The sequence below is a fragment of the Pseudarthrobacter sp. NPDC058196 genome, assembly GCF_042882685.1.
Lineage (GTDB): Bacteria > Actinomycetota > Actinomycetes > Actinomycetales > Micrococcaceae > Arthrobacter.
In genome coordinates this window covers 41,721-53,916 of record NZ_JBHVVN010000012.1, presented here as the reverse complement: position 1 = coordinate 53,916, position 12,196 = coordinate 41,721, and the positions used below count along the sequence as shown (strand labels likewise).

The following is a 12,196-nucleotide window of genomic DNA, read 5'->3' as shown; positions in this document are numbered from 1 at the left end:
AGAATGCTGATTATTGGACCTCCCGGTTCCGGAAAAGGAACGCAGGCGGAGCGGATTTCAGAACGCCTCGGCGTTGTGGCCATCTCCACCGGCGACATCTTCCGGGCCAACGTGAAGGGCGAAACCCCGCTCGGCATCGAGGCCAAGAAGTACATGGACAACGGTGACTTCGTCCCGGACAGCGTGACCAACAAGATGGTCCGCGACCGCCTGGGCGAATCCGACGTCGAAAACGGCTTCCTGCTGGACGGCTACCCGCGCACCACCGCGCAGGTGGATTACCTGGACGAGATCCTCGCCGACGGCGACGAGAAGCTCGACGTGGTGCTGCAGCTGACGGCCGACGATGAGGAACTGGTACACCGCCTCCTGGGCCGGGCCAAGGAAACGGGCCGGAGCGACGACAACGAGGCCGTCATCCGCCACCGCCTTGACCTCTACCACGAGCAGACGGAGGCCGTGGTGGCAAAATACGCCGACCGCGGCATCCTGACCCAGGTGGACGGGATCGGTCCCATCGACGAAGTAACCAACCGCGTGATGCAGGCCATCAAGGCCGCACAGGCAGCCTGACCCAAGGCGCCACGGTTATCGAGGCTCCTCCCGGAATCCGGGAGGAGCCTCAGCCATTTGAAAGGACACACCATGGCCTTCGGCCAACCCCGCATCGAATTCAAGAACAACGCCCAGATGCGCACCATGCATGAAGCCGGTCTGGTCCTCAGCCGTGCGCTGGACGCCGCCGTCGCCGCCGCGGTGCCGGGGGTCACCACCAAGCACTTGGACGATGTCTTTGCGGCAGTGCTCAACGAAGCAGGGGCTAAGTCCAACTTCCTGGGCTACCACGGCTTTCCGGCCACCATCTGCACCTCCGTCAACGAGGAAGTGGTCCATGGCATCCCGGGCAGCCGGGTTCTGCAGGACGGTGACATCATTTCCATCGACGGCGGGGCGATCGTCAACGGCTGGCACTCCGATTCCGCCCGGACCGTGATCGTGGGAACCGCGGATCCCGAGGATCAGCGGCTGTCCGACGTCACCCGGGCAGCGATGTGGCGTGGGATCGCGGCGCTGGCCACTGGAAGCCATGTGGGCGATATCGGTGCCGCCATCGACGATTACGTCTCCTCCGTACCCGGCAAGCCCCTCGGCATCCTTGAGGACTACGTGGGCCACGGCATCGGCTCCGAGATGCACATGGCCCCGGACGTGCTGAACTACCGTACCAACCACCGCGGCCCCAAGATCAAGCCGGGACTTTGCCTTGCCATTGAACCCATGCTGGTGCGCGGCAGCATCGACACAGCGGTCCTGGACGACGACTGGACCGTTGTCACCACCGACGGCAAGCGGTCCTGCCAGTGGGAGCATTCGGTTGCGGTGCATGAGAAGGGCATCTGGGTCCTTTCGGCCCCCGACGGCGGCGCGGAGCACCTGGTGCCGTTGGGCGTCACACCCGTTCCCATTCCTTAGTCCGGCCCGCTAAGGGTCCCGCGACGCGTGTTGTCCACCGCGACGCCGAAAAGCCCTGGCCAAACCCCCGTGTGGGGTTTCGCCAGGGCTTTTGCGCGTCGAAAAAGGCTATGCCTTCAGCTTCGGCTTCACATCCCGGTCGTAGATGCCCTGCAGGGTGCTCTTCAGGTCCGTCATGGAGGACTTGACGTCGCCCTGCTGGGTGAGGATCTTCGCGGCAGCTTTCGCCATCTCCTGGTCTGCGCCCGGCAGGAACACCCGGGCGTTGTCCTGGACCTTGGTTACGGCCAGCTGGTCCATGGCCGTCTTGATCTGCGGGGTCTTGGCAAGGACGGCCGTCATGTCAGCGGACTTGCGGGTGGGCATGTAGCCGGTGGCGGCAGAGAACTCCGCGGTGCTTTCCGGCTGGGTGATGAACTTCAGGAACGTACCTGCGGCAAGCTGTTCCTCTTTGGTGATCCCGCTCGGGATGCCCAGGCCGGCGCCGCCGGTGGGGCATACGTTGGACTGCGCCTTCGGGCCGCCCGGCAGGAAGCCGACGCCGACATTGAACTTAGCGGACTTCAGGATTCCCAGCAGCGAGCCGGTGGAAGAAATGGTGGTGGAAGTCAGGCCGGCGGAGAAGTCGTCCGCGGCCTCCTTGGATGAGACGCCTGCCCACTTGTCCTTGTAGATGGAATCCTGGGCCCATTGCAGCGCCGCCACGGAGTCGGCAGAATCGCATGTGATGTCCCAGGCGTTGGACCAGCCGCCGCCCCAGCCCCACAGCATGTTCTGCAGCGTCCACCCCGCATATCCGGCCAGGGCCGGGTAGATGTAGGCGTACTGGGCGCCGGAGCTCGCCTTCAGCTTGGGCGCCCATCCACCGAACTCGTCCCAGGTCTTGGGAGCGCGGTCGGGCAGGCCCGCGGCGGCGAAGTGATCCTTGTTGTAGTAGAACAGGGGCGTTGACCGGCCGTAGGGGAGTGCCCACTGCTTGCCGTCGTACTTGTAGTCGTCCACCAGGGACTGCTGGAAATCGTCCATCTTCATGTCCAGCTGCTTGGTGAGGCTGTCCACGGGGATGATGCTGCCGTTGGTGTAGTAGCGGAACCACCACACGTCGGACAGGACCACGACGCCCGGGAGGCCCGACTTGGCAGCCTGCGCGGTCTGGAACTTCTGTGCGATTTCCTCGTAGTTGGCGCCGGCCGTCACCAGGTTGACCGTGATATCCGGGTTCTGGGCGTGGAATTTGTCGATCAGGCTCTTTTCCACGTCCTGGGACTGGCCAGGGTGGCTGGACCAGAAGTCGATCTTGGCCGCGGGCTTCACCCCGCTGAAGTCGATGTCGGCCGCTTGGGACGTGGCCTGGCCGCCGCCCGTGGTTGAGGGTCCGCCGCATGCCGCCAGGGCGGCCGCGGAGGCGGTAGCCCCTGCCAGGCCCAGGAAATGCCTCCGGTCCAGATGCAATGCCATGAGAGTTCCTTTCGGTTGTTGCCTTGTGGAAGGTGGGAAGGTCGACGGCGGCCGGCAGCTTAGCCGGTCACGCTGCCTTGGGTGAGGCCCGCCACGATGTAGCGCTGCAGGGCCGCGAAGATAATCAGGATGGGCACGATGACCAGGACGGCACCGGCCATGAGCACTCCCCAGCCGGCGGCATTGCTTTCACTGTTTTGCAGCAGGGTCAGGCCAACGGGGAGCGTCATGGTCTCCGGCCGGTCCGTGATGATCAGCGGCCAGATGTAGTCGTTCCATTCGGTCACAATGGTCACCAGCGCCACCGTGGCGATGGAGGGGACCGAGACAGGAACCACGATCTGCCAGAGCCGGCGCCAGTGCCCGGCCCCGTCCATCTCCGCTGATTCCAGGATGGAGGCGGGCAGGGTCCGGAAGTGCTGGCGCAGCAGGAATGTCCCGAACGCGGTGCCGAGGCCCGGCAGGATGATGCCCCACAGGGTGTTCTTTCCGCCGATCCCGGCGATCAGGATGAAGTTGGGCAGGATGGACACCTGCGGCGGCACCATGAGGGCCACCAGGATCAGCAGGAAGATGAAGTTCCGGAACGGGAAGCGGACAAAGACCAGCGCGTACGCCGTCAGGATCGCGAGCAGCACCTTGATGGTGGCCCCGGCCAGGGTGACGATGGTGCTGTTCAGGAAGAACTGTCCGAACGGGACCGTGGTCATGGCGGTCCGGTAGTTCTCCAGGTTCAGGCTCTCCGGGAGGATCTTCAGGTCCGTGGTGACGATCTCGCCGGATGACTTGAAGGAGCTGAGGACCATCCAGAGCAGCGGCAGGAACACCACCAGCGTGGCTACGAGCAGTGGCAGGTAGCCGACGACAATGGTCTGGATGAGGTTTCGCCGGGAGAAGGGGCGGTCGGGCCGGAGCGTGGGATCCGGCGTCGAAACCGCCGGGGCGGCCGGGTCCGGGTTGACCGGTGATAGGGACGTCACGAGTAGTGCACCTTTCGTTCCACGAAGCGCAGCTGCAGCACGGTGATCACCAGGAGGATGGCAAACAGCACCACGGAAATGGCTGCCGAATAGCCGGCCCGGTTGTACGCGCCGAACGCCTGGAGGTATGCCTCGTAGATCAGGGTGCTGGTGCCGGTGCCCAGCGGAGTCATGATCCGGATGAGGTCGAAGGCCTGCAGCGAGCTGAGCATGGTGGTGATGAGGAGGAAGAACGTGGTGGGGGACAACAGCGGCAGCGAGATGCTGAGGAATCGCCGGAATCCGTTCGCGCCGTCGAGGGACGCGGCTTCCATGACGTCCTTCGGCAGGGACTGCAGCCCTGCGAGGTACACCACAGCGCAGTAGCCAAGGTTCTTCCAGACGTAGACCAGGATCACCATGACCAGCGACAACTGGGGGTCGTTGATCCATTGCGGGCTCTGTTGGCCGATGCCCCGCAGCAGCCAGGCAAGGACGCCGTAGCCGGGGTCGAAGATGAACAACCAAACCAGGCCCACGCCTACGCCCGAGAGCACGTATGGGGCAAACACGGCGGACCGGGCAAACGTGGTGCCACGGATCTTCCCGTTCAAAGCCACAGCCACCAGCAGGCCCAGCAGCATGGATCCGCCTACCGTCACCACGGTGAACACGGCGGTGGTCCCCAGGACTTTGGGCGCGTCATTGCTGCTGAAGAAGGTGACGTAGTTTGCGAGGCCCACCACGGTGGCGGTGGGCGAGCCCAGCGTCCAATCCAGCGTGGAGTAGTACATGTTGCTGATCAGCGGACGGTACGTGAAAACGGCGATCAGCACCAGGTTGGGCAGCGCCATGGCAAGGAAAACAAAGAAGTCCCGGCGGTTCCTTGCGGTCCACCGCCGGTGGGGTATTTTAGCGGTGCTGGCAGCGGGGCCAGCGGGCCTGGTGGAGGGTCGTGGGGAGAGTTGACGTGTCATGCGGATCTCTCACGGGTTTCGGAGCCAGCTCGTGGCCGGTCGCGGGTAAGGGGAATCAAGCCATTACTTCACCACATTGTTGGTGGGCGAAACCCCTGAAAAAACCCTTCTCCTCAAATAGTTAACAAAGGCTTCGTTGCCCATTAACCCTGTGTTGTTTGCAGTCTCGCATAAAGTTTGCCCCTGCGGCAGGGGCGCGCCAGCAGCGGGGACAATAGGGGCATGGGAACCATTACCGATGTCCCGGGCGTCCGGGTGGGCCATGTTGAGAGAGCGACCAACGGCTGGCTGACCGGGGTTACCGTCGTCCTGCCGCCGCCAGGCACCATCGGTTCGGTGGATGTCCAGGGCGGCGGGCCGGCCACGCACGAAACAGATGCGCTCGACCCCACCACCCTGGTCAGCACCGTGGATGCGGTGGTGTTGACCGGCGGCAGCGCCTTCGGGCTGGCCTCGGCCGCCGGCGCCCAGCGCTGGTGCGAGGAAAACGGCCGCGGTTTCGCAGTGCCCGGGGGAGTGGTGCCCATCGTTCCGGCAGCCGCGATCTTCGACCTCGGCAGGGGCGGCGACTTCGCCGCACGGCCGACGCCGGACATGGGCTACGCGGCAACGGCCGCCGCAGCAGCACAGGACGACGGGCACGACGTCGACCGCGGCAACGTCGGCGCCGGCACCGGAGCCCTCATCGGCAGGGGGCAATACAAAGGCGGAGTTGGCACGGCGTCGGTCACGCTGGAGAACGGGGTAGTAGTCGGCGCGCTGGCCATAGTCAACGCACTCGGACTCCCGGTGGGTGGGCTCGTCGAGACCCGGGCCCTGGATTTCGACAAGCTCAATCACCGGGAGGACAAGTTGGGCGGTCCGGCGCCGTTGAACACCACCCTCGTCGTCGTGGCCACCAATGCCGTGCTGGATGCGGCGGAGTGCAAGCGCACGGCGTCTGCCTCGCACGCCGGGATTGCCCGGGCCTTGAATCCGAGCCACACCCTCGCCGACGGGGATACCGTATTCTGCCTCGCAACCGGCGCCCTGGCACTGGACCGCTCGGACGAAGCCGCCCGCCAAATCAGCCTTATCACGCTGCAAAGCGCGGCAGCCGACGTCGTCCGCCTGGCCATCCTGGACGGCGTGGCCAGCGCGGAGGCCGTGACCACTCCTGCGGGTGAGTATGGTGCGTTCGGCGACCGGATGCGCTAGCATGGCTGGATTTAACTTTCGCCGCCAGATGGCGTAGTGTTGTTTGTTGGTTGTCTGGACTGCCGCGCCCTTTTGGGCTTGGAGATGGCAATCGATCCAACAAAAACGTTCGTAGTCATGCCCGGTGCAATCCGGCGGGGCTGCGGCAACAACAGTTAGCGGAGGGTATGGCCAAGAAGGACGGGGTCATTGAGATCGAAGGCGTTGTGACCGAGGCGCTGCCTAACGCGATGTTTCGCGTTGAGCTCACCAACAAGCACATCGTTCTGGCACACATCTCTGGAAAGATGCGTCAGCACTACATCCGGATCCTCCCCGAGGACCGCGTAGTGGTGGAGCTGAGCCCGTACGACCTCACCCGTGGTCGTATCGTCTACCGCTACAAGTAAATTGCTGGGCAGCTGCAGCGCATGCTGACTGCTGCTCCAGCTGACCAACTGTTACACGCAAAGGAATGCCATGAAGGTCAAGCCGAGCGTCAAGCAGATCTGCGAAAAGTGCAAAGTGATCCGCCGTAACGGCCGGGTCATGGTGATCTGCGAGAACCCGCGCCACAAGCAGCGCCAGGGCTAATTTCCTTCCCTGAAGGAAATCCTGGGTTGCTAACCCACGCAAGTAAATAAAGGCAGCACAAGCTGATCTGGAACATTGAGCTCGAAAGAGTCCGGACAGCTAACCCCCGGTCGGAGGCTGGGGCCGTACGGAATGTGCGGGTGTACTGCCTACGACCTCCGGTTTATCAAGGAGTACTGCCACTATGGCTCGTCTCGCTGGCGTAGACATTCCCCGCGAAAAGCGGCTGGAAATTGCGCTTACTTACATCTACGGCGTGGGCAAGACCCGTGCACACGAAACCCTGGCTGCCACGGGCATCAGCGCTGACGTTCGCGTCAAGGACCTGACTGACGCCCAGCTGGTTGAGCTGCGTGACTACATTGAAGGCAACTACAAGGTTGAGGGTGACCTTCGCCGCGAAGTAGCAGCAGATATCCGCCGCAAGGTTGAAATCGGCAGCTACGAAGGCCTGCGCCACCGCAAGGGCCTGCCCGTACGCGGTCAGCGTACGAAGACCAACGCACGTACCCGCAAGGGCCCGAAGCGTACCGTCGCCGGCAAGAAGAAGGCCCGTTAAAATCCCCGCTCGGGATTTACGGACTTTCCCCAATAACTTTCTGTAGGAGAAAAAATGCCCCCGAAGACTCGTGGCGCGGTTCGCAAGCCGCGTAAGAAGGACAAGAAGAATATCGCGCTTGGCCAGGCGCACATCAAGAGCACCTTTAACAACACCATCGTTTCCATCACGGATCCCTCCGGTGCTGTTATTTCCTGGGCTTCCTCTGGTGAGGTTGGCTTCAAGGGCTCGCGCAAGTCCACCCCGTTCGCTGCCCAGATGGCTGCCGAAGCTGCTGCCAAGCGTGCGCAGGAGCACGGCATGCGCAAGGTAGACGTTTTCGTCAAGGGACCGGGTTCCGGGCGCGAAACCGCAATCCGTTCGCTGCAGGCCGCAGGCCTCGAGGTTGGCTCCATCCAGGACGTCACCCCCGCAGCGCACAACGGCTGCCGCCCGCCGAAGCGCCGCCGCGTCTAATTCTTTTCCGCAGCAGGAGCTTGCCCGGACCAGTGATGGCCCGGGCAAGCCCAGCGCGTTAAGTCTTCAGACCGAATTTCCACCACCTGTGTTGCGTCATATAGCGGATGCTCGCCGAAAGGAAACCTAAGTGCTCATTGCACAGCGCCCCACCCTCTCCGAAGAGGTAGTCTCCGAAAACCGTTCGCGTTTCATCATCGAACCGCTGGAACCGGGCTTCGGCTACACCCTCGGAAACTCCCTCCGCCGTACCCTGCTCTCCTCCATCCCCGGTGCTGCCGTAACCAGCATCCGGATCGATGGTGTGCTGCACGAGTTCACCACGGTTCCGGGTGTCAAGGAAGATGTCACCGAGATCATCCTTAACATCAAGAGCCTGTCGGTTTCCTCCGAGCACGACGAGCCCGTCGTGGCTTACCTGCGCAAGCAGGGCCCCGGCGTCGTCACCGCCGCGGACATCGCTCCGCCGGCCGGCGTCGAATTCCACAACCCGGATCTGCACATCGCCACGCTGAACTCGAAGGGCAAGTTCGAACTCGAACTGACCATCGAGCGCGGCCGCGGCTACGTTTCGGCAGCTCAGAACAAGTCCGGCGACGCAGAGATCGGCCGTATCCCGGTCGACTCCATCTACTCGCCGGTCCTGAAGGTTACTTTCCGCGTGGAAGCAACCCGTGTTGAGCAGCGCACCGACTTCGACAAGCTGATTGTCGACGTCGAGACCAAGCAGGCCATCGCCCCGCGCGATGCCGTTGCTTCCGCAGGCACCACCCTGGTGGAACTGTTCGGTCTGGCCCGTGAGCTGAACACCGCAGCTGAAGGTATCGAGATCGGCCCGTCGCCCACCGACGCTGCCCTGGCAGCCGACATGGCACTGCCGATCGAGGATCTGGACCTCACCGTCCGTTCCTACAACTGCCTCAAGCGTGAGGGCATCCACACCGTGGGTGAACTCGTTGCCCGCTCCGAGGCTGACCTGATGGACATCCGCAACTTCGGTGCAAAGTCCATTGACGAGGTCAAGGCAAAGCTGGTTGAACTGGGCCTGTCCCTCAAGGACTCGCCTCCCGGTTTTGACCTCGCAGCACGCGCCGCAGCAATCGAAGAGGACGACGCCGCCTTCGGCGACGACGAACTCTAAACCAGACCTTGGCCGCGGGCAGCACCATGGTGTGCCGCCCACGGCTTCCACATGAGGAGAAACAATTATGCCTACCCCCACTAAGGGTCCGCGCCTCGGAGGCGGCCCGGCTCACGAGCGCCTCATGCTCGCGAACCTGGCAGCATCCCTGTTCGAGCACAAGCGGATCACCACCACGGTGACCAAGGCCAAGCGCCTGAAGCCGTACGCAGAGCGCCTGGTCACCTTCGCCAAGCGTGGCGACCTCGCTTCCCGCCGCCGCGTTCTCGGCCTGATCAGCAACAAGGGCATCGTCCACGAGCTGTTCACCGACATCGCCCAGGCAGTGGAGAACCGCGACGGCGGCTACACCCGCATCACCAAAATCGGCAACCGCAAGGGCGACAACGCTCCCATGGCTGTCATCGAGCTGGTCCTGGAGCCGGTTTCCGCCAAGCAGGCTGTCGTAGCCGAGGCTACCTCTGCCGCTAAGCGCGACGCCGACAAGAAGGAAGCTGCCGCTGCTGCTCCGGCTGCCGAAGAGGCTCCGGCCGCCGAGGAAGCTGCCGCAACCGAAGAAGCACCTGCTGCCGAGGACGCTGCAACCGAAGAGGCTCCGGCCGCTGAGGAAGCTCCGGCTGCCGAGGAGAAGGACGCGAAGTAATTCGCTGACCTGCTTCGCATAGACTTAGGTCTGTGAACCACCAAAAACCCGCGGCCCCCGTCTTAGGGGGCGGCGGGTTTTTGCGTCTCCGGCTTGATTTTTCGTACGACGGCGGCCCCTTCAGCGGGTGGGCGCTGCAGCCGGGCCTGCGGACCGTCCAGGGAGTCCTTGAGGAAGCGATCGAGCTGGTAGTGCGCCGCGCGGTCCGGGTCACCGTGGCCGGACGCACCGATGCCGGCGTCCACGCCCGCGGCCAGGTGGTCCACCTGGACCTCACCGAATCTGAATGGCTGGCACTGCCTCGCGGGCACGAACTCGATCCCGCCGCCGCCATGCTGCGCCGGCTCCGTGGCGCGCTCAACCGTGCCCTGGGCGACCTTCACGGCGCCGTCGAAGTCCACGACATCGCCTTGGCGCCTGTAGGCTTCGACGCCCGGTTCTCGGCCCTCTGGCGGCGCTACAGCTACCGGATTGCGGACGGACCCGCCCTCTGGGACCCGTTGGCACGGTACTTCACGCTGTGGCACAAGAATCCACTGGATGTTGAGCTGCTCAACCAAGGTGCCTCGCAGCTGCTGGGCCTGCAAAACTTCCTGTCCTTCTGCAAGCCGCGCGAAGGTGCCACCACCATCAGGGAGCTGCAGCGCTTCGAGTTCACCCGCGGTGACGACGGCGTCATCGTGGCCACCGTGCAGGCCGATGCGTTCTGCCACAACATGGTCAGGGCCTTGGTGGGTTCGGCGATTTACGTGGGGGAGGGCACCGTGGAACCTGGCTGGTTGCACGAACGGCTGCTCCTGCAGAAACGGGACGCCAAGTCTGTCCTGGCCGCCCCGCACCCGCTGGTGCTGGAGGAAGTGGCGTACCCGTCTGACGACGAACTGCTGGCCCGCGCCGAACAGACCCGGGCACTGCGCAAACATTAGAACGACGGCGGCGGCCCCTCGGCCGGCAGCGTCACCGTGAAGGTGCTGCCTTGGCCTTCGCCGCTCTCGCAGCTGACGGAGCCGCCATGCCGCTCCACGATCATCCGGGTGATGGACAGGCCCAGCCCGGCACCGGGGATGGCGGCTTGACGTGCGGACTCGGCGCGAAAGAATCGGTTGAACACCCTGGCGGCATCCTCTTCTGACATGCCCATGCCGGTGTCCTTGACCCTGAGTGTGACCCACTGGGTGTCCGCTTCCGCGCTGATGCTCACAGTGCCGCCGTCGGGCGAGTATTTGATGGCGTTGGACACCAGGTTGTCCAGCACCTGGCCGATCCGGAGCGGATCAGCATAGGCCCAGAGCGGCGAGGGAACGTCAGCGGAGACTTCCACACGGGACCGCTGCGCCGCCGCCTGCGCGGAGCTGAGGCTGGTCTCCACCAGGCTGGCGACGTCGGTCCGCTTCGGGTGGACGTTCATCGTGGTGGACGCCGACGCAGTCAGGTCAGCGACGAGGTCGATCATCCGCTCCGCGTTGCGCTGCACCACCAGCAGGCGCTTGGCCACGTGCGGCGGCAGCTCATCGATGTCGTCGAGCACCAGGTCCACGTTGCCGATGATCGAGTTCAGCGGGTTCTTGAATTCATGCGACACGTTGGAGACCAGGTCGTGGTTCGCCGTCAGCGACTCGACCCAGCCCGTCACATCGCTGTACACCACCACGGCGCCGGTGAGCCGGCCGTCCTCGCTGACAAGCGGACGGGCCGCGGTGGAGAGGGCCCGCTGTTCCAGTCCCTCGCCTGCCCAGACCAGGTAGTCGGCGAATGATTCCCCTGCCATCGCCCGGCTGATGGGCCGCCGGTCCGGGGGCAGCAGGGTTCGCCGGTCCTGGCCGTAGATCACCTGGTGCCCCTGGCCGGGGAGTTCTTCGTCGGCGCCGGTGACCCGGCGGAAGTTTCGCTGCCGGCTGTTGGAGACCAGGAAGTGGCCTGAGCGGTCGACGGCGGCTATGCCGACGTCGGTCGCCTCCAGCACCGTCTCCAGCAGCTTCTCCCGTTCCCGGCTTGCGGCCAGCAGTTCACGGAGTTCCCCGTCCTTTTCGGCGAGTTCGCGTTGCTGCAGCCGCAGGTTCACGCTCGCGAAGCGGATGGCCAGGGAAACGGCGAGCATCATAAGGGGGAAGAGGACATCGTTGGTAAGGTCCGAGGCCGTGACGGACGGCAGGTGGGCCACGGTGGGAGGGACCATGATCAAGAAGGGGCCCACAAAGCTGAGCACCAGGCTGGTCCGGGTCAGCATGCCGGAGGCGGACAGCCAAATCACCGGGAAGACCACCAGCACTGCCAGGCCCGGCAACAGAGGTGCGGCCCCGTTGCGGAGGAACCCGATGGCCGCGAAATCCAGTACCGGGATGAGCAGGTGGGCGCGGTGCGGCAGGCGTTCCCAGGGGACCAGGAAACAGGCAAGGAACAGGATCGCGTGCAGCGCAATGCCGGCCAGGTACAGGGGGCTGCGCGTGAGCGAGGGCCAGGCGAGGGGGGTCGCTACAGCAATGATGGCCACGATCACCGTGACGGGGAGTTGGCACAACGCCACCTGGGCGCGGGTTCCCAGCCTGCGGAAGATGCGGCCGGGTCCCCGCTGGAACAATGGCTCAGCCATGTTTCTGACTCGTACCCCTTTACGTTTGGAAAGCACAGTGCCCTGAGGCCTTATCTATTGCTCCGATACCGGGCAGGTACCCCATTCCCGCCCATATTGCACATGTCTTGTCATAATAATTGACTTTTCAATTTTTAGGGTGGGCACAGATGTCATCAGTAGGGCTTACT

Annotated in this window: 14 protein-coding genes; 10 read left to right on the top strand and 4 right to left on the bottom strand. The window is 64.1% G+C overall.

Going from position 1 to position 12,196, the window contains the following annotated elements:
• The first annotated feature begins 3 nt into the window (after positions 1 to 3).
• Both ACFVVC_RS17365 and map read left to right on the top strand, forming a co-directional pair.
• Positions 4 to 573, top strand: coding sequence for an adenylate kinase (locus ACFVVC_RS17365; protein ID WP_387456298.1), 570 nt, complete (start codon positions 4 to 6; stop codon positions 571 to 573).
• A 72-nt stretch (positions 574 to 645) separates the two neighbouring features.
• Positions 646 to 1,473: a type I methionyl aminopeptidase gene (gene map / locus ACFVVC_RS17360; protein ID WP_387456007.1), complete on the top strand. Its 828-nt coding sequence runs from the start codon at positions 646 to 648 to the stop codon at positions 1,471 to 1,473.
• 108 nt (positions 1,474 to 1,581) lie between these two features.
• Here map and ACFVVC_RS17355 read toward each other — a convergent pair whose 3' ends face one another.
• The 3 genes from ACFVVC_RS17355 to ACFVVC_RS17345 are packed head-to-tail and all read right to left on the bottom strand — an operon-like array spanning position 1,582 to position 4,867.
• Entirely contained in the window at positions 1,582 to 2,931 is a 1,350-nt protein-coding gene (locus tag ACFVVC_RS17355) for an ABC transporter substrate-binding protein (protein ID WP_387456004.1), read from the bottom strand.
• A 59-nt stretch (positions 2,932 to 2,990) separates the two neighbouring features.
• Positions 2,991 to 3,911: a carbohydrate ABC transporter permease gene (locus ACFVVC_RS17350; protein WP_387456001.1), complete on the bottom strand. Its 921-nt coding sequence runs from the start codon at positions 3,909 to 3,911 to the stop codon at positions 2,991 to 2,993.
• Positions 3,908 to 4,867, bottom strand: coding sequence for a carbohydrate ABC transporter permease (locus ACFVVC_RS17345; protein ID WP_387455998.1), 960 nt, complete (start codon positions 4,865 to 4,867; stop codon positions 3,908 to 3,910). The genes ACFVVC_RS17350 and ACFVVC_RS17345 overlap by 4 nt, the downstream gene beginning before the upstream one ends.
• 222 nt (positions 4,868 to 5,089) lie before the next feature.
• Here ACFVVC_RS17345 and ACFVVC_RS17340 point away from each other — a divergent pair, with 222 nt between their 5' ends.
• The 8 genes from ACFVVC_RS17340 to truA all read left to right on the top strand — a co-directional run bounded on the left by ACFVVC_RS17340 (position 5,090) and on the right by truA (position 10,362).
• The gene (locus tag ACFVVC_RS17340; RefSeq protein WP_387455995.1) at positions 5,090 to 6,064 is read left to right on the top strand and encodes a P1 family peptidase; all 975 of its coding nucleotides are present in this window, start codon (positions 5,090 to 5,092) and stop codon (positions 6,062 to 6,064) included.
• Between the two features lie 167 nt (positions 6,065 to 6,231).
• Positions 6,232 to 6,453 carry a translation initiation factor IF-1 gene (infA, locus tag ACFVVC_RS17335; protein ID WP_009358723.1) on the top strand — a complete coding sequence of 74 codons (222 nt, stop codon included), beginning with the start codon at positions 6,232 to 6,234 and terminating at the stop codon, positions 6,451 to 6,453.
• Between the two features lie 70 nt (positions 6,454 to 6,523).
• Positions 6,524 to 6,637, top strand: coding sequence for a 50S ribosomal protein L36 (rpmJ, locus tag ACFVVC_RS17330; RefSeq protein ID WP_009358722.1), 114 nt, complete (start codon positions 6,524 to 6,526; stop codon positions 6,635 to 6,637).
• Positions 6,638 to 6,821: 184 nt separating this feature from the next.
• The gene (rpsM, locus tag ACFVVC_RS17325) at positions 6,822 to 7,196 is read left to right on the top strand and encodes a 30S ribosomal protein S13 (protein ID WP_003803743.1); all 375 of its coding nucleotides are present in this window, start codon (positions 6,822 to 6,824) and stop codon (positions 7,194 to 7,196) included.
• 54 nt (positions 7,197 to 7,250) lie between these two features.
• A complete protein-coding gene (gene rpsK / locus ACFVVC_RS17320; protein WP_018760435.1) occupies positions 7,251 to 7,652 on the top strand; it encodes a 30S ribosomal protein S11 in 402 nt (133 codons plus the stop codon).
• A 130-nt stretch (positions 7,653 to 7,782) separates the two neighbouring features.
• Positions 7,783 to 8,793 (top strand): DNA-directed RNA polymerase subunit alpha, encoded by a 1,011-nt coding sequence (locus ACFVVC_RS17315; RefSeq protein WP_013601812.1) that lies wholly within the window; start codon positions 7,783 to 7,785, stop codon positions 8,791 to 8,793.
• Positions 8,794 to 8,860: 67 nt separating this feature from the next.
• A complete protein-coding gene (gene rplQ / locus ACFVVC_RS17310) occupies positions 8,861 to 9,436 on the top strand; it encodes a 50S ribosomal protein L17 (protein WP_387455991.1) in 576 nt (191 codons plus the stop codon).
• Between the two features lie 32 nt (positions 9,437 to 9,468).
• Complete coding sequence (gene truA, locus ACFVVC_RS17305) at positions 9,469 to 10,362, top strand: tRNA pseudouridine(38-40) synthase TruA (RefSeq protein ID WP_387455988.1); 894 nt, start codon at positions 9,469 to 9,471, stop codon at positions 10,360 to 10,362.
• Here truA and ACFVVC_RS17300 read toward each other — a convergent pair.
• Complete coding sequence (locus ACFVVC_RS17300) at positions 10,359 to 12,026, bottom strand: sensor histidine kinase (RefSeq protein ID WP_387455985.1); 1,668 nt, start codon at positions 12,024 to 12,026, stop codon at positions 10,359 to 10,361. The genes truA and ACFVVC_RS17300 overlap by 4 nt on opposite strands.
• Between the last annotated feature and the right edge of the window lie 170 nt (positions 12,027 to 12,196).